The sequence below is a fragment of the Methylomonas koyamae genome (assembly GCF_006483455.1).
Lineage (GTDB): Bacteria > Pseudomonadota > Gammaproteobacteria > Methylococcales > Methylomonadaceae > Methylomonas > Methylomonas koyamae_B.
On the sequence record NZ_PPPU01000004.1, the window covers coordinates 36,661 to 58,651 of the forward strand.

Genomic DNA, 21,991 nt, shown 5'->3' on the forward strand with positions numbered 1-21,991 from the left:
TCATTGTAAAACGGCTGCCGACCAGACTTTGCCGGTCGGCGATTGCTCCAGCCACATCGCCAAAAACCCGTTCGGCGTCGCCACGATGCGCGGAAAGGATGCCGCGGCGGGCGACAATTGCCGGGCCGGTAACCAGCTGCGGCCGCTATCGGCCGATTCGCTGAAATAGACCCGCGAACCCTCCGGCCCCAATGCATCCCACACTGCCACCAATCGGCCGGAGCCGGCGGCAATATCGGCATGGAACGCCGGGCCTTCGCCCAGACGTTGCGGCGGCGTCCAACTGGCGCCGTTATCGTTGGATTGCATATGATACAACCCAACCCGGTTTTCCGCGCCGGTCCAGACCACGCTGTGTAAAGTTCGGTCATCGGCCAGCGCCAAACCGCCGCCGTTGTGCGGGCAACCGTCGAACCGCCAATCGAAGGCGCCGACGCTGCCGGCCCGGCGCCAGGTTGCTCCCGCGTCGGCCGACTGTGCCAGTGCCATGTCGCGCGGCACCATATCTCGATACAACGCATTTATCCCGCCGTCCGCACCGGTCGCCAGGCGGTTCCAGCAACAGGAACAACTGGTGTCGTCTATGGTTTGCGCCAGTTCCCAATGTTGGCCGGCGTCGCTGGAGCGGGCATAACGCAGGCCTTGATAACCATTCTCGTCCCTGTCGTCCAGCCAGACGGCATGGAAGCGGCCGTCGGTGTCCGCCAGCAAATCGGGGTGGGACTGGTCGGCATCGCTGCCGGTCGGCTTGGCGCCGGCCGCCCAGGTTTGCCCGCCATCGCTGGAATAGGCGCTGGCCAGCGGCCCCATGCCAGGCAATTCGCCGGTGGCTTGCCAAACCGCCAGCAGATTCTCGCCGCTGGCGGCGATCTGGATATCGTTGCCGGCTTTGGATTCGATCGGCCGGCCGGCGCTTGGCGCGATGGCTTGCGGCGCCGACCAGTGTAAGCCGCCATCGTCGGAATGCAGGTAGGCAACAGAAGGCGTTTTAGTATCGGTGGCCGTCGCCAGGAAAACGGCATGCAGCCGGTTCCGGTCCAGGTACACATCGAAACTGGCGACATTTTGCAAGTGCAAGGCCGGCAGATCGACCGGCGCCGTTAGCGTCGCAGCCAGCGGCTTGGCGGCCGGTTGGCCAAGGCCGGGGATATCGCCGCAACCGGGCAATCCAACAACGCTAAATAGCGCAATCCAAAAATGAGCGGTCCTGGAATTCGGCATGGCCTAATAACGGGTTGATCGAAAAGCGCCGATTACACCATATCGCGACCGAAAGCAGAATCGGCAAAGTGCTGCGTTTCCAACCATGGCCAGGCGGTCCAGATCACGCTAACCGGGGCTAGACTTAGCAAGCAAGCGCAGCCGGGCTTGCAAACCGCCCATCGCCGATTTGGCAAAGCCGATCTCGGCACCGTGCAACGCGACGATGCGCTGCGCGATCGACAAGCCCAAGCCGCTGCCCTCGGCGGTATGCGCCGTTTCCACGCAACGGTAAAATCGCTGGCTCAGGCGTTCGTATTCGCCGTCGGCCACACCCGGCCCATCGTCGTCTACCGTAATCAAAACCCATCCCTCCTCACGGCCGCACGTGGTCCGCACCGCACCGCCTGCGGGAGTGTATTTGATGGCGTTATCCAGCAGATTGCGCAGCAGAATTTGCAGCAATTGCGGATTGGCTTCCACCGCCAGGCCGGCTTGGCCGTGCAGTTCAAGCTCGATATGCTTGGCGTGCGCCAGATGGTCCAGATCGGCCAGGGTATCGGCCAAAGTCTGATAGACGTCGACAGGCTGCATGGCGATGCCGGCTTGGTGTTGCACGCGGGATAAGGTCAACAGTTGCTGTACCAGATGCGTCATTCTGACCACGGCCTGCTGCGCCTTGGCGATGGCCTGGCTGCGCATGGCGGGATCGGTGGTTTTTTGCGCCACCTGCAATTGGGTTTGCAAGCCGGCCAGCGGGGTACGCAGTTCGTGCGAGGCGTCGGACGTAAAATTGCGTTCGTTGGCGAAGGCTTGTTCCAGCATCGCGAACAGGCTGTTGATTTGCTGCACCACCGGCCGCATCTCGTCCGGCAAGCCCTGTTCCGACAAAGGCTGCAGGTAGCCGGCCTCGCGGCTGGCCAGCTCTTGCTGCAAGCGGTTGACCGGCGACAGCGTGCGGCTGACGATCCACCAGATCACCAAGCCCAAGATCGGCAGAGCAATCAAGACCCCGACGATTTGCTGGCCGGCGATACTCTCCACCAATTGCCGGCGGATATCCTCGCGCTGGCCGACGTGGATTACGTACTCGCCGTTTTCGCTACTCAGACTGAAGACGTGCCAGAGCTGTTCGTTGATTTGCGTTTCGCTGTAGCCGTTACGGGTCAGCGACAAGGCGAACTCCGGCGCGCTCTCCGAGCGCAGGATCACGCCGTCTTTCACCGAACGCAATTGGAAGGCGATCTTGCGTTCGTATTTATGGCCGAGAATCGGCGTGTCGAATAGCTCGGGAGTTTTCTCGCGCTCCCACAATTTGGTCAGAGCCCGCTGGCGCAGCATGTTTTCGACGAAGGCGTGCACCACCCGCGCCGATTGCGCCAATTCGGCATTGAACAGTTCGGCGATTTCGTCGCGGGTTTGCCGGTAATTGATATACGCGGTGGCGCCCCAGACCAGCAGCAAAGAGGACAGCAGCGACAGCAATAGCTGCTTTTTCAACGAACGCGGCGCCAACCGCAGGCGTTTGGCCATCAGTTGTCGTCGATGATGTAGCCGACGCCGCGGATGGTACGGATCAAATTGGTATCGAGTTTTTTCCGCAAATGGTGGATATGCACCTCGACTGCGTTGCTCTCCACCTCCGAACCCCAGGCGTAAAGCGCTTCTTCCAGGCGGGCCCGGGAAATCACCTGGCCGACGTGGCTGATCAGATAACTGAGCACTTCGAACTCTTTTTGCGCCAGATCGACCGGCTGGCCTTGGTAGAACACCTGGTGCGCGGCCGGATCGACCGTAACACCCTTGTGCTCCAGCAACGGCAGGCTATGGCCTTCGTGGCGGCGGGCCAGCGCGCGCAAGCGGGCGCAAATCTCGGCCAAGTCGAAGGGCTTGGCGACGAAATCGTCGGCACCGCTATCCAGCAGCGCTACCCGTTCGGCAATGCCGTCGCGGGCGGTCAACACCAACACCGGCGTGCTGTCCTTGCGCCGGCGCAGGTTTTTCAGAACCGTCATGCCGTCCATCCGCGGCAGATTCAGATCCAGCACGATCAGGTCGTAATGGTTCAGCTTCAATGCCTCGTCGGCCTGGGCGCCGTCGGTCAGCCAGTCGACCGCGTAGCCTTCCAAGGTCAGGCCGGCCTTCAGGCCGTCGCCTAAAATGGCATCGTCTTCTACCAATAACAATCGCATGATTCGTCCACCTGTGCCGGATTCAATTGCGCGGCATTGTAGCAAGGAATTTACCGGTGATCGTGCCGGGCCCCGCCAGAGCGGCGTGGGGGAGAAAGAATGGTGGTTTAGCGTTGCAATTGAGCCAAGCGGGCTTGGGCAGCGGCGGCAAATTCGCTGCCGGCTTGTTTATCGAGGATCTGGCGCAGCACGGCGGCACTGTTATGGCCCAGCAACTCGATGGCCCTGAGCCTGACCGAGGCATGGTGCGCGTTCAACGCGGCCAATTCGGTCAGATAGGGACTGGCGCCGTTCAATAATTTCAGGATCACCCGTTCCGGATCTTCGGTGAACAGGTCGCGCACCAACTCACCGTATTGCTCCTGCAAACGAATCAGTTCCCGGCGATCGAGTTTCTTCGGTTCGGTGGGATCGTCGCAGCAGGCCATCCGAATCAGCCCTCTTGGCTATACGCGGCGATCAATTGCTGAAACTCGAACTCGCAGCCGCCGCACCCCGACGCGGCGCCGGTGATGCGGGAGATACGCTCCGGATCGGTAACGCCGTCGTCGAGCAGTTGCTTGATTTGTTGAGCGGTGGTGCCGCTGCAGTAGCAGATTACGTCGTCTATTACGTCGGCTTGATTATCGGACATGGGGCGGGACTTGATCAGGCTGCAACTTCGAGATACTCGACAATACTGGTCGGCAACGGAATCGGTAAACCGTCTTCCCTGAGGCCCTGGATATGGAATGCGATCGCCAAGCGAATTTCACGTTCAACTTCTTCCACACTCTGCCCGGTAGCGACACAGCCCGGTAAATCGGGCACATAGGCCGAGTAGTTCTGCTCGACTTTTTCAACGACAACGGCATAACGCATCGTTTTACTCCTTTAATCCTGCTTGCTTCAGAATGCTGTTTAACGTTCCAGGCGCCAAATCATCGCTTGGTTTTCCCGCGACGGTAACGCGGCCGATTTTACTGGGATGCTTAAACTGGCGATGGCTGCCACGGGTAGCTATCAGAACCCAACCGTCGACTTGCAATCGGTTCAAAATTTCGCTGACTTTCATCGGACATCTTAGCAACGATTGTCGGCTTACATCCTACCGTGCTTCCTCGGCTCAAAGGTAGGTCGGATTGACACAGCCCAAACCGACAAGTTCGGCCCGAATTTTTGAGGCATATCCTATCTCTTTCAAGGGATCACGCCCGAACCAAGGGGCCTTGGCCGTCACGAATTTCTTAATCAGTAAAGCGGCCAAGCTCAACAGGAAAACTGCCAGCAGAAACCACCCCAAAGCATTCACCAGCTTCGACGCACTCTGTTCGGAACAGCCCGCTTTCCTTAAAATGAATTTCAGGCATAACCCGACGAACTCGACCAGCAAGATCAATAGATCCAGAATGACCGATACAGCTTCGAACACCAGTCGGCGCTACAAAAACAACCCATCAATCGGTGACGACGCCGAAGCGAAGCGCTTACGCGGCATGCGTCCGGCCAGGAAGGCTTCACGGCCGGCTTCGATACCTTTTTTCATCGCCGAGGCCATCAGCACCGGATTCTTCGCAGCGGCAATCGCGGTATTCATCAACACGCCGTCGCAGCCCAGTTCCATCGCAATCGCCGCATCGGACGCGGTGCCGACGCCGGCGTCGACCAAAATCGGCACCTTGGCGTTTTCGACGATGGTCAAAATGTTGTATGGGTTGCGGATGCCCAAGCCGGAGCCGATCGGCGCGGCCAGCGGCATCACTGCGACGCAGCCGATTTCTTCCAAGCGTTTGGCGGCGATCGGGTCGTCGTTGGTATACACCATCACATCGAAACCGTCCCTGACCAGCAATTCGGCGGCGACGTAGGTTTCGGCGACGTCGGGAAACAACGTCAATTGGTCGGCCAACACTTCCAGCTTGACCAGCTTATGCCCGCCCAGCAGTTCCCGCGCCAAACGGCAGGTGCGGACCGCGTCGTCGGCAGTGTAGCAGCCGGCGGTATTGGGCAGGATGGTGTATTTGTCCGGTGAAATCACGTCCAGCAAGTTGGGCTCGCCGGGATTCTGGCCGATATTGGTGCGGCGAATCGCTACGGTGACGATCTCGGCGCCGCTGGCTTCCGTGGCCAGCCGGGTCTCTTCCAGATCTTTGTATTTGCCGGTGCCGACCAGCAAGCGCGAGCGATATTGTTTGCCGGCCAGCGTGAAAAAATCCTCCTGGCCGCCGCCGATGGCTTGGACGATCTCCAGCCTGTCGTCGTTTTGCAGGCGCTGCGTCGCATGCTGGGTGTAAGGCAGGATTTCCTTGTTCAATTCGACCGCGATGCGTTTGCCGGCCAAGCCCAGCTCGGCAATCAGATCGGCAACGGTGGCGTTTTCGCCGATTTCCCGGCTGTCGCCGTTTACCAGTATTTTCATGAATTTAAGCCTTGTGAGTATGGGCAGTGCGGCGGCGTTGCACGGCACCGGCCAGATGGTGTAACAATTCTGTGCTGTCCTCCCAGCACAGGCAGGCGTCGGTGATGCTTTGGCCGTAGACCAGCGGCTTGCCCTCTTCGACATCCTGGCGGCCGCCGACCAGGTGGCTTTCCACCATCGCGCCGATGATGCGTTTGTCGCCGCCGCGGATTTGATCGGCCACATCCTGGCCGACCAAGATTTGCCGCTCGTATTTTTTCGAGCTGTTGGCGTGGCTGAAGTCGATCATGATATTCGGCCGCAAACCGGCTGCGACCAAACCTTCGGCGACTTGCTCTACGCTGACTTCGTCGTAATTCGGCCGATTGTTGCCGCCGCGCAGGATGATGTGGGCGTCTTCGTTGCCGCGGGTGGAAAAAATCGCCGAGCGGCCTTCCTTGGTCAAGGACAGAAAATGGTGCGGGCTCATCGCCGCATTAATCGCATCGATCGCAATCTTGATCCCGCCGTCGGTCGCGTTTTTGAAGCCGACCGGGCAGGACAAGCCGGAGGCCAGCTCCCGGTGTACCTGGCTCTCGGTGGTGCGGGCACCGATCGCGCCCCAGGAAATCAGGTCCGACACGTATTGGGGCGTGATCAAATCCAGATACTCGGTCGCCGCCGGCACCCCCAGATTATTGACGTCCAGCAAGACCTGGCGCGCCAGTCGCAATCCTTTATTAATGTTGAAACTGGAGTTCAAATCGGGATCGTTGATCAAGCCTTTCCAACCGACCGTGGTGCGCGGCTTTTCGAAATAGACCCGCATCACGATTACCAAATCGTTTTGCAGCGCATCCATTTCCTGTTTCAAACGCTGCGCATACTCCACCGCGGCCTTGGGATCGTGTATCGAGCAGGGGCCGATGATGACCAGCAGCCTGTCGTCTTCACCGGTCAAAATGTTATGAATTGCCGCCCGCGTTTTCAGGATATTGGCTGCCGCGAATTCTGTCATCGGAATTTCTTCATGAACCTGAATCGGCGCTACCACGTCCTTGGTTTCGCAAATTCTCAAATCATCGGTGTTATAGTTGGTAGACATGACGCTTAGCAATGAGCTTTCGGTAGGTGAATTTAAACGGTTATTTTAACCATTTTGCCGGCAAGATGTTGCAAACTAAGCTCAATCCGACCCGAGACCATCACCATGACAGAAGAAAGAGCCATTAAACGTTGCTTGACGGTTTGTTTGGCGCAATCGTTCCGTTTTTCGGCGCTACGGGAAAAACTGCTGGAAACCACCCGCGCCCAATTGTTCCGCAATGCATTGATCATCGATTACAAAACCGGCTACGCGATCGTGTTCGCTTACGGTGTGATGGTGTGCTGGAATCTGAATCTGGACGACCGCCGCAGTTTGCAGGAATTGTTACTGGATTACGCCATCAAGCCGGACGACGAACCGCAGGAAGACAACTTCAGCTACGAAGTGGGTTGCGAGCAGGACCGGTTCCAGCACGACCATATCGAATTGCAATCGGCGGACGTCAAAGTGCTGCTGGCGTTGTCGCATGCGATGGCGCAGTCGATCAAACTGGCGGCCTTCGAAGGTAACGCCATCGACACGATCCGGACCACCAGCCACTTGCCGCAGTCGTTGGCCCGGGAAGGCACTATCAAACTGAACCGCAAGGCCATGGCCAAAATCCGCGGCAAGTTGTTCTTGACCAAGAGCGACATCATTCTCAACTACGACCTGCTCGATACGCCGGAATTTTTCTGGGAACACCCGGAATACCAAGGCATTTATTCGATGGCGGCGAATTATCTGGAAATCCAGCCGCGCACCGACGTATTGTCAAAAAAGTTGGAGACAATCCACGAGCTGCTGGAGATGCTGGCCGACGAGCAGAAACACCAGCATTCGTCGACCTTGGAATGGATCATCATTTGGCTGATTGCCGTGGAAATTGTGATGTCGATATTGGATAAGCTGTTTTGATTTAGCCACTACAGTTACCGCGTACGAACCGGCAGCCTTGGTAGCGCGACCATTCCGCAACGAGCGCTTTGCCGCAAATCAACGGTTGACGCATACCATCGGGCAAGAGGATAATCGCATTACCAATTATCTAACATAGAGTCAAGTAGCAAGCTTCTAACTTTGTTAAGGAATGTTGATTCAGTAGCAACAAAACCGAAATATTTCGAAATTTAAGGAAAAATCATGAAGACACTATTCAGCCTTTTGACATTACTGTTTTTTTCTACCGGCGCCAACGCCGTACTGCAATTCGATTACCACGGCAATTTTGCAGATTTGGCCGGAACCAGCTTTTCGGGTCAGCATACGTTCGATCCGCAAACGCCGGATCAAGTCGACTTTTTTGCCGGCCCCACGATCGATACCGGCGAATTACGCTTGCTTTACTCGCAAAACGTCACGTCTTCGTTGCTGGTAAACGGCTTGCCGTTGTTTTCCGGGAGGGACGAAATCGTTTTATTGGCGGATAACGGCCGGGAAATCACCGCCGACCAAATCGCTGCTTTGGGCATGACCGGTTTGGTCACACCTGGAACGTACGATACCCTGATGTTACGCATCGAGCCATCGAGCAATATCTATGATTCCAACGGATTGGTGTCGGGACTTGAGTTAGCGATTACCGCCTTCTTCGATGCCAGCCTGTTCGACAACAACGACCTGACCAACCCAAATTTCCAAGATCTTTACAACTTGCCGAACCCGCAATACTTGGTGTTCGAATTCAACCGCAAATTAGGCGACAGCCAAGATATCAGCGGCGTGGGCACTATTTCGAACTCCGATATTACCCAGGTATCGCAAGTACCGCTACCGGGAACAATCTGGCTATTCGGCTCGGCGCTGGCATGGGCTCTTTCCAGAACCCGCAAACCGCTAACCAGCCCGCTTCTTGCAGCCTAATTCCTGCATCACTACCGACAACCGCAACCAGCCGGCTTCGTCTTTCGGCAAGCCAAAGCGCAAGCTGGCCGGTGAATCGAACAAACGGGTCAGAATTCCTTGCCTGGCCAGTGCATCGTGCAGCAAAGCTGCCTTTTCATTGGCCAACCACTGAAATAAATCGCAGCCGCCGGTCGGCGCGAAACCGGCCGCTTGCAGCAGCTGCTGCAAGCGGTGGCCCTGCTGCTTCAGCTCGACCGCATTCTTCTGTTGCCATTCACGATCCGCCAATGCCGCCGCCGCGACGTAACGGCCGGGATAGCTGATCGACCAAGGCCCCAGCGCTTCGGCCAGCCGCGCCAGCAGCGCGGCTTCGGCGATTACGAATCCGCAGCGGATCCCTGCCAAACCGAAAAACTTACCGATAGAACGCAGTACGATCAGGCCCGGACGTACCGGCAACCCCGCTAAACTGTATTCCGGGATGCTATCCGCAAACGCTTCGTCGACAAGCAACCAGCCGCCGCGCCGACTCAAGCGCCGATGCCAACTCAACAAGCGGTCCGGCTCCCACAAGGTGCCGGTCGGGTTGTTCGGATTGATGACAATCAACACATCCAAATCATCCAGTGCCCGCTCGATCGCTTCGGCATGAAACGCCAACTCAATCAATTGATGCCCGGCGTGCTGCCAATTCGCAGCGTGTTCGGCGTAAGCCGGAGCCAATACGCCGACCCGCGACCTGCCGCGTAACAACGGTAGCGTTTGAATCGCCGCCTGCGAACCGGCCACGGCCAATATCGACGAATTTCCATAATAAGCTTGCGCCGCCGGCAATAATGCGTCATCGTCTTCCGGCAAACGTTGCCAACACTCGGCCGGCACTGCCGGCACCGGCCAGCCATTTGGATTGATGCCGGTCGACAAGTCCAGCCATTCCGCCAACGGAATGCCGTAACGGCTCGCTGCCCGCCGCAAACGGCCGCCATGCTCAAGCAAACCCGCCTCCCAGTACAATCAATAACAGCCATAAACAAAGCGTTCGGTAAACCAGACCGCTGGCTTGAGCAATGTCACCATTTTCCGGCACCCGCTCGCCGCCGAACCAAGGCTTGGGCTTTAACTGGCCGTGGTAGACGGCCGGGCCGCCCAATTGCAGATTCAGCGCCGCGCCGCCCGCTACCATGACCGGGCCGGCATTGGGGCTTTCCAGTAACGTGGCCTGTTCGCGCCAGGCCCTTAACGCCGGACCGGTGCGCCCCAGCAACGCATAGCTGAGCGCCGTTAACCGGGCCGGCGCCCAATTCAGAACATCGTCCAACCGAGCGGCGGCCCAGCCGAAATATTGGTAACGGCTGTTACGGTAACCCCACATCGCATCCAGCGTGTTGCTGAAGCGGTAGAGCAAGGCGCCAAAAGGGCCGGCGATCACGAACCAGAAAATCGGCGCGAATACCGCGTCGGCGCCATTTTCCAATACCGACTCGATTGCCGCTCGCCTGACCGCGGCTTGGTCCAACCCTGCGGTGTCGCGACTGACCATGTAGCCCACCCGGCAGCGAGCCAGTTCCAGATCGCCCGCCGCCAAGGCCACTCGCACGGCTTCAGCATGCTGTTGCAGGCTGCGCGGAGCGATACAAAAATACAGCATCGCTATGCCGAACAAAGTTTGCCATTGGTCCGGAAGCAGCAATATCGGCAATGCCGCCGCGCACGGCAATAACGCCAGCGCCAAGGCGCAAACGCCTGCAAGTTTTTGCCGGGTCGGACTCTGCTCGGGTTTGAGCAGACGCCGTTCGACCGAAGCCGCCCAACGGCCGAATGCGGCTAGCGGATGGTAATTATTGCCCGGCTCGCCCAGAACGTAATCCAGGGCGACAGCCAGCAGCACAATCGAGAACAACGCCATTCAATAATGCAAAGACGGGAGCCGCAGCACCTATCCGGCTTGCGGACTATCGGAGACGGGAGACAGGGCGGACAGCGCCGCCCCGAACGAATTAAACCGCTTGCTGCGCGGCTTTGCCGGCGAGCAAAGCTTTGCCGGCTTTAACCAAACCGAAGACTACGACACCGTAAATCAAAGTCGACGACAAGTGCGGCAGATAGTACATCGCCGCCCGCTCCAGATATTGGCCGAACGACGGCTCGGGATAACGCCCGGACAGCCAGTAAAAGCTACCGTTGGAAATCAAAAACGCCAGCGTGGCAGCCGCCCATAACGCGGCGAATTGTAGCGTCGCCGACACCGCGGTCAGCGCCGTGAATTTGCGGCACCACCGGCCGCCCAACCACATCGCCCCGTAGGAACCGACCAAAAAACCGTAAGCATTGGAAACGCAAAAATCGCTGACGCCCAATTTGGTAATCGACAAATAATCGATCAAACCGGCTTCCAACAACAGCAGCGCGAACAAATAACGGCCGCCCAGCCACAGGCCGGCAAAGAAGAACACTGCCAGCGAGGCGTCGGGCAGCGCAAACGGCGTACCGAAGTGGTGAAAACGAGTGGCGGCCATCAACGCCATCAGCGCGACGGCACCGGGTTTGACGGCAAAACTAGGCATGGTCATCGAAGAGTCTCCGAAAAATATGGATCAGTTGTTGTAATGTATGGAAAAGAAAAAATTCCGTCCGGCAGTATTATAAGTATCAACGGTTTGATATTGCTTATCCAGCAGATTGTTCAATTTCGCACTCAGCGTCCAGTGCTTGTCGATATGGTAAGCAGTACGCAAGTCGACGGTAACGAAACCATCCACTTTCCGGGTATTGGCCCGGTCGTCGTAACGGGGGCCTTGCGCCAACACGTGGCCGCCGACGTCGACCGCACCGATACTACGCGACAAATCGTAAGACAGGCTTTGTTCAGCCCGCCGGGCCAAATTCAGATTGGTTTCCCGGTTGCGCGGACTGAGTAGGCCTAAATTCAACTTGTTCTGCCAACCCAACCATTGGCCGCCCAACTCCGCTTCGATACCGTCGATTTGGGCTTTATCGACATTTTGCGGCTGGTAACGATAGATGGTCGGACTCACGATTTCGCCTGCCCAATCGATCAGGTTATCGATATTCGTGTGATAGGCGCGCAGCTGCCAATTCAACCAAGCATGCTGGCCGCCGAGTCCGGCCTCGAAGGTCGTCGACTCCTCGGGTTTCAGGCTCGGATTGCCTTCGGTGATGTAAGTGGTACCAAAAAAACTGGACTCGTTGTGCGGCCAGTACAAATCGTTAAAGGTTGGTGCCTTGAACGCATTGCCAAAACTGGCAAACGCGCTTAAACCGTAATCCCAGTTAAAGCGCCAACCGAAATTGCCGGTCACCCGTTCGCCGAAAGCCTGGTTATGATCCCAACGCAAGGCAGCGTTGACGAAATGTTGTTTAAACAATCGGCTGTGCAAGTCGCCGAATACGCCGACGTCGTAACGCGACCCCTCGCTGTAGCTCACGGTGCTTTGCACTTCGTCGACCCGGTAATCGCTACCCAGCGTCAGGCGGTGATCGTCGCCCAAGCGCAGTTCGTTGAGCCAACTGGCATTCCAGCGCGTAGTGTTGTAACGGCTATTGAAACGGCCATCGCGGTTAAAATTGCCGGACTGGTCTTCAGTTTGGCCGAAACGTAGAACCGAGCGCCAATCTTCCAAAATATCGAAACTGGCAGTGGTACCCACCATTTGATTGACGAAATCGGTCCGATTCGGCGTACCGTCGTATTCGGTTTTACCTTCCGCACGCATGAAAAAAGCCTCGACTTCGGCATTATTCGCGAAACGATGGCCGAAACGCGCGTTCAAGCCGGTGTTGTAATAGGCATCGCGGTCGGTTTCGGCACCTATGCTGCGGGTGTTGAAGCCCTGGCTGCCAAGATGCGACGCGCCTAAGGTATACCAGTTGTCGCCCCACTTGCCGGAAACCGTACCGGCTCCGTTGAACGTATCGAACGACCCGGCTCCGGCATCGAGGCTGATGCTGGGCGTGTCGGTTCGTGCGCCCTTGCGGGTAAAAATTTGAATAACGCCGCCGATCGCCTCCGAACCGTACAAGGCCGACTGCGGGCCGCGGGTGATTTCGACGCGTTCGATCTGATCGAGCGGCAATAACTGAAACGCGGTGGTACCCAAGGTCACCGAACCGGCCTTGATGCCGTCGATCAGCACCAAAATATGATCGGAGTTGGTACCGCGCATATAGACGTTGGCCTGCTGGCCGTAACCGCCGTTCTGGGTAACATCCACACCCGGCGCGGCTTTCAGCAGGTCAGGTAAAGTTTTAACTTGCAGTTGCTCGATATCGTTGCGGGTAAACACCGTAGTTGCGCTGGCAAGCTCGTCGGCGACGGTGGCGGAGCGGGTCGCCGTAACCACGGTTTCCGGTAAATCGACAGCCGGTTCGGCCGGCGTTTGGCCGGATAAAACAGCGCCGGCTCCAGCCAACATTAGCCGGGATAAATAAGATTTGTGCATTTTTGTCCTCTGCGCCCACCGCGCACACGGGTAACTTTATGACAGAGGCAAGCGAGCAGGAAAAGGCGTAGACAGGCTGCGACCATTCCGTAACAGCCCTCCGCTGTCTCGAATGATCTTCCGGGCCAGTCTCCGGGCTTATAAGCGGCTTGAAGGCCTGAACCGCGCACCTTCCCATGCAAAACGCACAGTGGCAAAAAACGCGGCTCTTTACTTATCTACCGTTGCGGGGGCAGCGTCGGCATGGGCAAAACGAAATTTGCCGCACCGACTTCCTGTTTAAGTTTGGCCGAGATTCGGCGCCAACACCTGAAAGAAGGTGGGGGATTGTAGTTGATCGGGATTGGGCAGGCAAGGCAAACCGCCGAAACGGCATCAACCGCACCGCAATCAGCCAACATTACCGTCGCCCGACGCTACTGTATTAGACTCGACAAGACTATGGGCTTAAGCAGGAGATCAGAGCATGCAAATCGTTACCGCCAGCGAGGCCGACATTCCGGCAATGTGCCGCCTGTTGGCGCAATTATTCGAACAGGAAGCCGAATTTGTCGCGGATGAAACTGCGCAACGCCGCGGCTTGAGTCAAATCATTGCCGAACCGGCACTGGGGCGGATTTTGGTGGCGCGGCGCGACGGCGAAATTCTGGGGATGGTCAATTTGCTGTTCAGCGTATCGACGGCGCTGGGTTCGCCCGTGGCGTGGCTGGAAGATATGGTGGTGGATAGAAACCAGCGCGGCGGCGCAATCGGCTCTGCGCTACTGCAACATGCGGTGGGGTTCGCCAAACAGCAGGGTTGCCGGCGGATTACGTTGCTGACCGACGCCGACAACAGCGCCGGACAACGTTTTTACCGCCGCCACGGCTTCGAGTTATCGCCGATGCGGCCAATGCGGCTGCTATTGCCATAGAACATCGCAGGCCGCGCCGACCACATAAAGATCACGCCGTCAGTTTCAAATACTTACGGTACAACGAGTCTTTGTCTTCGGCGTGGTCCGGATCCTTGTCGATGCAGTCCACCGGACAAACTTCCATGCATTGCGGCTTGTCGTGGTGACCGATGCACTCGGTGCATAAAGACGGGTTGATCACGTAAATCTCTTCACCCTGGGAAATCGCGCCGTTCGGGCATTCCGGCTCGCAGACATCGCAATTGATACAGTCGTCGCTGATGATGAGTGCCATAGTTACTCCTCGGAAAATTTTTCGGTTAAACGTTGCTTGACCAAGTCGGGCACGAAACTGGAAACGTCGCCATGCAATTGGGCAATTTCGCGAATCATGCTCGACGAAATGAATTCGTATTGTTCGGCCGGGGTCAGAAACACGGTCTCAATGTCCGGGCACAAACGGCGATTCATGCCGGCCAATTGGAATTCGTATTCAAAATCCGATACCGCCCGCAAACCGCGGATAATCACGCTGGCCTGGTGCTGGCGGGCGCAATCAACCAGCAGTGTGTCGAAGCCGATCACACTGACGTTGCTGAATTCGGTGACCACCTCCCGAATCAGATCGACCCGCTCGTCCAACGAAAACAACGGCTGTTTGCCCCGGCTGACCGCGACCGCGACGATCACCCGCGGGTAAAGCCTCGAGGCGCGGTGGATCAAATCCAGATGCCCGTTGGTAATCGGATCGAAGGTACCGGGATAGATCGCAGTAATATTCATTGGCTTGGCCAGCGGCAAAAAGGCGCTCATTCTAAACCATTAGCCGAGCCAAAGGCAGCGGCTTGCCGCTGCAGCAGCCGGTAGCACACTTCGCCGGCCACTTTTTCCTTCAATAAGCGCCAGTTTGCCGGCAAATCGGCGGCTTGCCAGTTTTTTTCGCTTTCCAGATAAATTTTGGCGTAATCGCCGAGCCAGCCGCCGCTTTCCAGCAAACGGCAAGCCGATTGCAACAAACCTTGGCCGAACGGCGGGTCCAGAAACACCAGATCGAATTGCTGGGCCGGTCCGGCCAGATAGCGGGCCGCATCCTGCTGCACCACCTGAACCCGGTCCGTGGCCAGACGGGCGATATTTTCCCGCAAGCGTTTGCAATTGCCGGCATTATCCTCGACCTGCACCACCGCCTTGGCGCCGCGCGAGGCGGCCTCGAACCCTAAAGCGCCGCTGCCGGCAAACAAATCCAGGCAGCGGCTGCCGTAGACATCGGCCTGCAGCCAATTGAACAGGGTCTCCCGCACCCGCGTCGGCGTCGGCCGCAAACCGGGGGCATCGTCGAATACGATTTGCCGGCTCCGCCATTCGCCGCCGATGATGCGGATTTGATTCGCCATCAGGACTTCTGGCCGACCGTGACGGTTTGCAGCAATTCCGGTTTGACCCGGCGCTTGAAGGCATCCTTGATGTGCTCGATCGTGACCGCTTCCACGCTAGTTTGGAAGGTATCCAGATAGTCCAAAGGCTGCTGGTAAAAGCCGATCATCGCCACGTAGTCGCTCAACTTGCTGTTGGTATCGAAACGCATCGCAAAACCGCCGGTGATATTTCGTTTTGCCGCAGTCAACTCCTGCTCGGTCGGGCCTTGTGCCAGGAAATCGGCAAAGGTTTGGCGCAACACGCCGAGCGCTTGCTCGGTCTGGTCGTTTCGGGTCTGCAAGCTCATCATGAACGGCCCTTGCCGGTACAACGGCGCAAACACGCTATACGCGCCGTAGGCCAAGCCGCGCTTTTCCCGAACTTCCTCGAACAAGCGCGAAACCATGCTGCCGCCGCCGAGAATATGGTTGCCGACATACAAGGCAAAATAATCCGGGTCCTTGCGGTAGGTGCCGGGCAAGCCGACCAGCACGTGGGTTTGAGTGGACGGGAACTCGATATGCTGAGTGCTGGCCTGGCTCGGCATCGTCACCGGCGGAATGTCCGCCGGTTTGCTGCCGACCGGTAATTTAGCCAGCACTTGGTTGGCAGTTTGTTCGGCCTGTTCCCGGCTGACATCGCCGACGATGACGACGATGGCGTTGGCGGCGACGTAATAGGTTTGATAGAACGTTTTCAGATCGTCGGCGCTAAAGCCGGCGACGGTCTGGACGATGCCGGTCTCGGGGTGGGCGTAGGGATGTTCGCCGTACAATGCTTTGCCGAAGGCGATACTTGCCAGTTCACCGGGCGATTCTTCCCGGTGCTTCAAGCCGGCCAGAGTGCGAGCCTTCTCGCGCTGGAAATCGTCCTCGCGAAAAGCCGGCCGGCTCAACACGGTTTCGAAGGTGGCCAAGGCCTTTTCAAGCAACGGTTTCTCGGTCAGGGAGCGGATCGATAGCCAGGCCATATCCTCGCTGACGCCAGCCGAATATTGGGCACCGACCGACTCGAAACGTTGGGCGATATCGTCGGCGCTCCAATCGCCGGCGCCGCTGTCCAGCAAGGCGGATGTCAAAGCCGAGACGCCGAACTGGCTGCCGTCGCGGGCGCTGCCGGCATCGAACACGACCCGCACGTCGACCATCGGTAAGCCGGCGGTACGCACATAGTAAACCCGGCTGCCTTGCGCGGTCTGCCAATGTTCGATCTTGGCCGCCGGCCAGGCCAATTGGCTGAATGCCAGCAACAATAAGCCGATTAAATTAAAACGCATGATGAACTCCTGTCAGTTTTTTCGGTTTCGCGGCTTCGGTGATCGGTTGCGGGTCGAGATAGGCGACGGTCAGGGTGTCTTCGATCAGATACTTCCGCGCCACTTCGCGCACTTGCTCCGCCGTCACCTGATTGAGTTTGGCGACGTATTCGTCGGCGCGTTGCCAGCCCAAACCAACCGTTTCCAGCGTACCCAGTTGCATGGCCTGGTAGAAGTTGGAGTCCTTCTGGTAAACCGAGCTGGCCAGCACCTGCGCTTTGATCCGCTGCAATTCGTCCTTGTCGATCAGCTCGTTTTTCAACTGGTACACCTCGTCGAGCAAGGCGTATTCGAGGTCGAACACGGTTTTGCCCTCGGCAGGCGTGCCTTCCAACAAAAACAACTCGGGCAAACGCGACGTCAGATCGTAACCGGCACCAGCGGACACCGCGATTTGCTTGCCGCGAATCAGCCGCGCCGGCAGGCGGGCACTGTCGCCGCCGTCCAGCACACCGGCCAATACTTCCAGGGCATAAGCCTCCCATTCCGGCTTGGCGCTATTCAACACCGGCACTTTGTAACCCATCATCAGGTACGGCAATTTGGCCGGCGCTTTGACCGTAATGCGGCGCACGCCACGCTGCTCGGATTCGGCTTGCGGCTTGACCGGCTTGATCGTACTGGGTTGCAATGGCGCAAAATACTGTTCGGCCAGTTTTTCGACCTGCTTGGCGTCGACGTCGCCGACCACGACCAGCGTGGCGTTATTGGGTGCGTACCACTTCTGGTACCAGGCTTGCAGGTCTTCGATCTGGTAGTTGGCGATATCGGACGGCCAGCCGATTACCGGATTCTGGTACGGGCTATTGGTAAAGGCCGCGGCCATGAATTGCTCGTGGACTTTGGCGCGCGGTTGGTCGTCGGTGCGCATCCGCCGCTCCTCGGTCACCACTTCCAATTCTTTCTTCAATTCCTCGGCTTTCAGATTCAGATTGCGCATCCGGTCGCTTTCCAGCTTGAAGCTGATCTCCAGCCGCGATTTTTCCAGAGTTTGGAAATAAGCCGTGTAATCCTGGCCGGTGAAGGCGTTTTCGCTGCCGCCGTTCTCGGCGATGATGCGGGAGAACTCGCCGGCCGGATATTTTTCGGTGCCTTTGAACATCATGTGTTCCAGCATGTGCGAGATGCCGGTGATACCGCCCGGCTCGTAGCTGGAACCGACTTTGTACCAGACCTGGGACACCACCACCGGTGAGCGGTGGTCTTCCTTCACCAGCAGTTTCAAGCCGTTAGCGAAAACATGTTCGTACACCTTACTGTCCTCGGCGTGCGCCAGCACAACCGGACAAAGCAGCGCCAGCGCTGCAAGCCTGTGTTTCATAAATCCCTCGTTGACTAAAAGATGGTGAGCGCCTGTGATTGTTTTAATAATCATTGGTTCACTGTTATTCTATATGTTTGAACGCGTTCCAATCCATTTGCTACTCGATGCCAGACACCACTGCCTCGCTTTCCTGGAAAGACTACTACGAGCTCTGCAAGCCCAGAGTGGTTGCGTTGATCGTGTTTACCGCCATCGTCGGTATGCTGTTGGCTGTCCCCGGCATGCCGCCGTTAGCCAATTTTCTGTACGGCACGGTCGGCATCGGCCTGGCCGCGTCGTCGGCTGCGGCGATCAACCATTTTCTGGACCAAAAAGCCGACGCCGAAATGGCCCGCACCAAAAACCGGCCGCTGCCGACCGGGCATTTGCAACCCCGGCAAGTGCTGGTGTTTGCCAGCGTGATCGGTTTTATCGCGATGGCGATTCTAACCATCAAGATCAACTTGCTGACCGCGTTCCTGACCTTTCTGTCTTTGATCGGCTACGCCTTGATCTACACGGTTTACCTGAAGCGGGCGACTCCACAAAACATCGTCATCGGCGGCGCGGCCGGCGCAGCACCGCCGGTATTGGGCTGGGCCGCGATCACCGGCGAAGTGCATCCGCACGCCTTGCTGCTGTTCCTGATCATCTTCGTCTGGACCCCGCCGCATTTCTGGGCGCTGGCCATTGCCAAACGCGACGAATACGCCAAGGTATCGATTCCGATGCTGCCGGTCACCCACGGCGTCGAATTCACCCGTCTGCAAATTTTGCTTTATACCATTCTGCTGCTGATTTCGACGCTTTTGCCCTACCTGACCGGCATGAGCGGCCTGATTTATTTGGCCACCGCCTTGTTGCTGGGCCTGGGCTTCATCTACTACGCGATTCAGATGATGCGCAAAAAAGACAATAAAACCGCGATGCGCACCTTCGGTTACTCCATCATCTATTTGATGTTGATCTTCGCCGCCTTGCTAATCGACCATTACTTCCCGCTGTCCATCTCATGACGCTGATCACCGAAGAACATCCGTTCGCCGAATTCATCAAAATCCTCGGCAAGGGTAAAAAAGGCGCCCGGCCGCTGACGCAGGACGAGGCCTACCGGGCGATGAAAATGATCCTGGCCGACGGCCAGGTCGAGCCGATCCAGCTTGGCGCGTTCCTGATGCTGATGCGGGTCAAGGAAGAAACCTGCGAGGAATTGGCCGGTTTCGTTGCGGCGGCGCGGGAAAGTTTCGCCTTCGACAACAAAGTGGCGGTGGACCTGGACTGGTCGTCTTATGCCGGCAAACGCCGACACCTGCCGTGGTTTTTGCTGTCCACCTTGCTGCTGGCCGAAAACGGCGTCAAAGTGTTCATGCACGGTGCCGGCGGCCATACTCAAGGCCGGCTGTACACCGAAAACGTGCTGCGGGCGCTGGGCATCGACGCCGCCCAGTCGATCGCCGAAGCCGGCCAACAAATCGAACGCACCAACTTCAGCTACCTGTCGCTGGAGTACATCTGCCAGAAACTGTACGACATGATCAATCTGCGGCCGGTGATGGGCTTGCGCTCGCCGGTGCATACTTTGGTCAGATTATTGAATCCGTTCGACGCCACCGCCAGCATTCAAGGCATTTTCCATCCCAGCTACCGCCAGGTGCACCAAAAGGCCGCGCTGCTGCTCGATCAACAACACATGGCGGTGTTGAAAGGCGAGGGCGGCGAAACCGAACGCAACCCCGACGTCGAGTGTCTGGTGCAAAGCGTGCACGGCGGCGAACTCAGCGACGAAACCTGGCCGGCGTTGTTCGAACGCCGCCACATGAAAGCCGAATCGCTGGAGCCGCAGCTATTGGCCCAAGTCTGGCGCGGCGAACTGGATGACGAATTCGGCCAGGCTACCGTGATCGGCACCGCCGCCATCGCCTTGAAATTATTGGGCAAGGCCGACGATCAAGCGCAGGCCGAAGCCCTGGCCGCCCAATTCTGGGCCGCGCGCGACCGCAACCGGTTTTAAGCCCCCACCCCTGCGCCCCACGCGCAATCCGCAACTGAACATGTTAGACGGCCCTAGCGCAAGCGTCGCCATCGTCGGTGCCGGCCCTGCCGGCCTGATGGCTGCCGAGGTACTAAGCCGGGCCGGGGTCAAGGTCAGCGTCTACGACGCGATGCCGTCGGCCGGACGCAAATTCCTGATGGCCGGCAAAGGCGGCATGAACATCACCCACGCCGAAGCCTTCGACACCTTTGTGACCCGCTACCCCGCGCGCCGCGCCGAACTGGAACCGATACTCAAAGCCTTTACCCCGGACGATTTACGGGCCTGGATCAACCAGCTTGGTATCGATACCTTCGTCGGCAGTTCCGGCCGCGTGTTTCCGACCGAAATGAAAGCCGCGCCGTTGCTGCGCGCCTGGCTGCATCGACTGAGAAGCGGCGGCGTGCAATTCAAAATGCGCCACCGTTGGCTGGGCTGGGCGGACGGCGGGTTGCGCTTCGCCACGCCGGACGGCGAACGCTTGATTCATGCCGACGCGACGGTATTGGCACTAGGCGGCGGTAGCTGGCCGCAACTGGGCTCGACCGGGGCCTGGACCGAAATTCTGGCCGAACGCGGCATCGGCTTGTCGCCGCTCCGCCCGGCCAACTGCGGCTTCGAAACCCGCTGGAGCGACGTGTTCCGCCAACGCGGCGCCGGCCAACCGCTCAAATCGGTGGTCGCGAGTTTTCGCAACGAAAGCGGCGAAACTTTCAGTCAGCAAGGCGAACTGACCGTCGCCGACTACGGCCTGGAAGGCGGCTTGATCTACGCCCTGTCGGCGCCGCTGCGCGACGCAATCGCCTCTGCCGGTTCGGCGACGCTGTGGCTGGATTTATTGCCGGACCGCAGTCCGGAAAACATCGTCGAACGCCTGGCAAAACCGCGCGGTAAGGACAGCCTGAGCAACCACCTGCGCAAACGGCTCGGCATCGACGGCGTCAAAACCCTACTGCTTCGGGAAGTATTAACCGCCGACAAAATGAATGACCCGGCGCAACTGGCCGCCGCGCTCAAAGCCCTGCCGATTCAATTACACCGACCGCGCCCGATCGCAGAAGCCATCAGCACTGCCGGCGGCGTCGAATTCGCCGAACTGGATCAAAGCCTGATGCTGCGCAAACTGCCCGGCGTATTCTGCGCCGGCGAAATGCTGGATTGGGAAGCGCCGACCGGTGGGTATTTGTTGACGGCTTGTATGGCTAGCGGGCGGATGGCGGGAATGGGTGTGGACGAGTGGTTGAAATCGTAAACGGAAGTTTGGCGAAAATCTAAATTGGAGGGGGCTAGTCGCTATGCCTCCAGGTTCGTCTTTCACAAGGAGTAACCACTCCAAATGTTCATTTTTGCCAAAACACAATCAGGTTTGCCGAAGTCGTGCTGATTCCCGCAATTCTGCTATCAACCGCTGCGGCTCTTCTTGGTAGCGGCGCATGAGATCCGGTGGGGCAGCCGTATGTTTGTCATAAATGACGCTCCAACGGCTAATTTCGAGTAGCACAGGTATCAGATCGAGCGCTTTGTCCGTTAGCTCATAAAACACTTGGCGCCTGTCCTCTGGCTTATGTTTGCGGACAACAAGTCCGTCCGATTCCATTTTCTTTAGTCGCGAAGCCAGAATATTAGTTGCTATACCTTCTTTCGAAGTCATCAACTCGCGATAGTGCCGCTTCCCGCTTAACATCAAATCACGTAGTACGATCAACGTCCATCGGTCTCCGAACGCTTCAAGGGCATAATCAATTGGGCATCTATTTTCTAACTTAGATTCGGACACTTGGCTTTTTACTTGCATTTCACAACTGATTTAGGATAATTGATTGCGTTATGCAAGTATATCAACCAAAACCCACTTCACAAACCATGCTC

26 protein-coding genes and 1 riboswitch are annotated in these 21,991 nt (G+C 57.8%); of the genes, 6 read left to right on the forward strand and 20 right to left on the reverse strand.

Annotation, left to right across the window (positions count from 1 at the left end):
• From C2U68_RS01535 to aroG, 10 genes are all read right to left on the reverse strand, one after another.
• Nucleotides 1–1,221 carry a sialidase family protein gene (locus C2U68_RS01535; RefSeq protein WP_140910746.1) on the reverse strand — a complete coding sequence of 407 codons (1,221 nt, stop codon included), beginning with the start codon at nt 1,219–1,221 and terminating at the stop codon, nt 1–3.
• A 108-nt stretch (nt 1,222–1,329) separates the two neighbouring features.
• Entirely contained in the window at nt 1,330–2,733 is a 1,404-nt protein-coding gene (locus tag C2U68_RS01540) for an ATP-binding protein (protein WP_140910747.1), read from the reverse strand.
• Nucleotides 2,733–3,392 (reverse strand): response regulator, encoded by a 660-nt coding sequence (locus tag C2U68_RS01545; protein WP_140910748.1) that lies wholly within the window; start codon nt 3,390–3,392, stop codon nt 2,733–2,735. The genes C2U68_RS01540 and C2U68_RS01545 overlap by 1 nt, the downstream gene beginning before the upstream one ends.
• Nucleotides 3,393–3,499: 107 nt before the next feature.
• Complete coding sequence (locus tag C2U68_RS01550; protein WP_140910749.1) at nt 3,500–3,820, reverse strand: hypothetical protein; 321 nt, start codon at nt 3,818–3,820, stop codon at nt 3,500–3,502.
• Nucleotides 3,821–3,825: 5 nt separating this feature from the next.
• Nucleotides 3,826–4,026: a bacterioferritin-associated ferredoxin gene (locus C2U68_RS01555; RefSeq protein ID WP_140910750.1), complete on the reverse strand. Its 201-nt coding sequence runs from the start codon at nt 4,024–4,026 to the stop codon at nt 3,826–3,828.
• Between the two features lie 14 nt (nt 4,027–4,040).
• A complete protein-coding gene (locus tag C2U68_RS01560) occupies nt 4,041–4,253 on the reverse strand; it encodes a type II toxin-antitoxin system HicB family antitoxin (RefSeq protein ID WP_140910751.1) in 213 nt (70 codons plus the stop codon).
• A 4-nt stretch (nt 4,254–4,257) separates the two neighbouring features.
• A complete protein-coding gene (locus C2U68_RS01565; RefSeq protein ID WP_140910752.1) occupies nt 4,258–4,446 on the reverse strand; it encodes a type II toxin-antitoxin system HicA family toxin in 189 nt (62 codons plus the stop codon).
• A 51-nt stretch (nt 4,447–4,497) separates the two neighbouring features.
• Entirely contained in the window at nt 4,498–4,803 is a 306-nt protein-coding gene (locus C2U68_RS01570; protein WP_140910753.1) for a hypothetical protein, read from the reverse strand.
• A 9-nt stretch (nt 4,804–4,812) separates the two neighbouring features.
• A complete protein-coding gene (thiS, locus tag C2U68_RS01575) occupies nt 4,813–5,790 on the reverse strand; it encodes a sulfur carrier protein ThiS (protein WP_140910754.1) in 978 nt (325 codons plus the stop codon).
• 4 nt (nt 5,791–5,794) lie between these two features.
• Nucleotides 5,795–6,874: a 3-deoxy-7-phosphoheptulonate synthase AroG gene (gene aroG, locus C2U68_RS01580; RefSeq protein ID WP_140910755.1), complete on the reverse strand. Its 1,080-nt coding sequence runs from the start codon at nt 6,872–6,874 to the stop codon at nt 5,795–5,797.
• A gap of 105 nt (nt 6,875–6,979) precedes the next feature.
• On the opposite strand from aroG, the gene C2U68_RS01585 reads away from it, so the two are divergent.
• On the forward strand, nt 6,980–7,774 hold the full coding sequence (locus tag C2U68_RS01585; RefSeq protein ID WP_140910756.1) for an RMD1 family protein: 795 nt from the start codon (nt 6,980–6,982) through the stop codon (nt 7,772–7,774).
• Nucleotides 7,775–7,999: 225 nt separating this feature from the next.
• Complete coding sequence (locus C2U68_RS01590) at nt 8,000–8,719, forward strand: hypothetical protein (RefSeq protein WP_140910757.1); 720 nt, start codon at nt 8,000–8,002, stop codon at nt 8,717–8,719.
• On the opposite strand, the gene cobD is transcribed toward C2U68_RS01590, so the two are convergent.
• From cobD to C2U68_RS01610, 4 genes are all read right to left on the reverse strand, one after another.
• Nucleotides 8,693–9,697 carry a threonine-phosphate decarboxylase CobD gene (gene cobD / locus C2U68_RS01595; RefSeq protein ID WP_140910758.1) on the reverse strand — a complete coding sequence of 335 codons (1,005 nt, stop codon included), beginning with the start codon at nt 9,695–9,697 and terminating at the stop codon, nt 8,693–8,695. The two genes, C2U68_RS01590 and cobD, sit on opposite strands and share 27 nt — an antisense overlap.
• Nucleotides 9,690–10,607, reverse strand: coding sequence for an adenosylcobinamide-phosphate synthase CbiB (gene cbiB, locus C2U68_RS01600; RefSeq protein ID WP_140910759.1), 918 nt, complete (start codon nt 10,605–10,607; stop codon nt 9,690–9,692). The genes cobD and cbiB overlap by 8 nt, the downstream gene beginning before the upstream one ends.
• Before the next feature lie 91 nt (nt 10,608–10,698).
• On the reverse strand, nt 10,699–11,271 hold the full coding sequence (locus tag C2U68_RS01605; protein ID WP_140910760.1) for a hypothetical protein: 573 nt from the start codon (nt 11,269–11,271) through the stop codon (nt 10,699–10,701).
• A gap of 24 nt (nt 11,272–11,295) precedes the next feature.
• A complete protein-coding gene (locus C2U68_RS01610) occupies nt 11,296–13,161 on the reverse strand; it encodes a TonB-dependent receptor domain-containing protein (protein ID WP_140910761.1) in 1,866 nt (621 codons plus the stop codon).
• Nucleotides 13,162–13,266: 105 nt separating this feature from the next.
• Nucleotides 13,267–13,489: riboswitch (cobalamin riboswitch) on the reverse strand.
• Between the two features lie 138 nt (nt 13,490–13,627).
• Between C2U68_RS01610 and C2U68_RS01615 the strand changes: the two genes are divergently transcribed.
• The gene (locus tag C2U68_RS01615) at nt 13,628–14,074 is read left to right on the forward strand and encodes a GNAT family N-acetyltransferase (RefSeq protein WP_140910762.1); all 447 of its coding nucleotides are present in this window, start codon (nt 13,628–13,630) and stop codon (nt 14,072–14,074) included.
• Nucleotides 14,075–14,105: 31 nt separating this feature from the next.
• On the opposite strand, the gene C2U68_RS01620 is transcribed toward C2U68_RS01615, so the two are convergent.
• The 5 genes from C2U68_RS01620 to C2U68_RS01640 are packed head-to-tail and all read right to left on the reverse strand — an operon-like array spanning nt 14,106 to nt 18,108.
• Nucleotides 14,106–14,351, reverse strand: a complete 246-nt coding sequence (locus tag C2U68_RS01620) for a YfhL family 4Fe-4S dicluster ferredoxin (protein WP_140910763.1) — start codon at nt 14,349–14,351, stop codon at nt 14,106–14,108.
• 2 nt (nt 14,352–14,353) lie between these two features.
• Nucleotides 14,354–14,839 carry a pantetheine-phosphate adenylyltransferase gene (coaD, locus tag C2U68_RS01625; protein WP_140910784.1) on the reverse strand — a complete coding sequence of 162 codons (486 nt, stop codon included), beginning with the start codon at nt 14,837–14,839 and terminating at the stop codon, nt 14,354–14,356.
• Nucleotides 14,840–14,865: 26 nt separating this feature from the next.
• Nucleotides 14,866–15,450, reverse strand: coding sequence for a 16S rRNA (guanine(966)-N(2))-methyltransferase RsmD (rsmD, locus tag C2U68_RS01630; protein ID WP_140910764.1), 585 nt, complete (start codon nt 15,448–15,450; stop codon nt 14,866–14,868).
• Nucleotides 15,450–16,748, reverse strand: a complete 1,299-nt coding sequence (locus tag C2U68_RS01635; protein ID WP_140910765.1) for a M16 family metallopeptidase — start codon at nt 16,746–16,748, stop codon at nt 15,450–15,452. The genes rsmD and C2U68_RS01635 overlap by 1 nt, the downstream gene beginning before the upstream one ends.
• A complete protein-coding gene (locus C2U68_RS01640) occupies nt 16,738–18,108 on the reverse strand; it encodes a M16 family metallopeptidase (protein WP_140910766.1) in 1,371 nt (456 codons plus the stop codon). The genes C2U68_RS01635 and C2U68_RS01640 overlap by 11 nt, the downstream gene beginning before the upstream one ends.
• Nucleotides 18,109–18,215: 107 nt before the next feature.
• Here C2U68_RS01640 and cyoE point away from each other — a divergent pair, with 107 nt between their 5' ends.
• Genes cyoE through C2U68_RS01655 form a run of 3 tightly spaced genes read left to right on the forward strand, consistent with a single transcriptional unit; the run spans nt 18,216 to nt 21,374 of the window.
• A complete protein-coding gene (cyoE, locus tag C2U68_RS01645; protein ID WP_140910767.1) occupies nt 18,216–19,106 on the forward strand; it encodes a heme o synthase in 891 nt (296 codons plus the stop codon).
• Nucleotides 19,103–20,101: a glycosyl transferase family protein gene (locus C2U68_RS01650; RefSeq protein WP_140910768.1), complete on the forward strand. Its 999-nt coding sequence runs from the start codon at nt 19,103–19,105 to the stop codon at nt 20,099–20,101. Before cyoE ends, C2U68_RS01650 begins: the two co-directional genes overlap by 4 nt.
• A gap of 40 nt (nt 20,102–20,141) precedes the next feature.
• Nucleotides 20,142–21,374, forward strand: coding sequence for a TIGR03862 family flavoprotein (locus C2U68_RS01655; protein WP_140910769.1), 1,233 nt, complete (start codon nt 20,142–20,144; stop codon nt 21,372–21,374).
• 108 nt (nt 21,375–21,482) lie between these two features.
• Here C2U68_RS01655 and C2U68_RS01660 read toward each other — a convergent pair whose 3' ends face one another.
• The gene (locus C2U68_RS01660; RefSeq protein ID WP_260839169.1) at nt 21,483–21,917 is read right to left on the reverse strand and encodes a winged helix-turn-helix transcriptional regulator; all 435 of its coding nucleotides are present in this window, start codon (nt 21,915–21,917) and stop codon (nt 21,483–21,485) included.
• Nucleotides 21,918–21,991 lie beyond the last annotated feature (74 nt).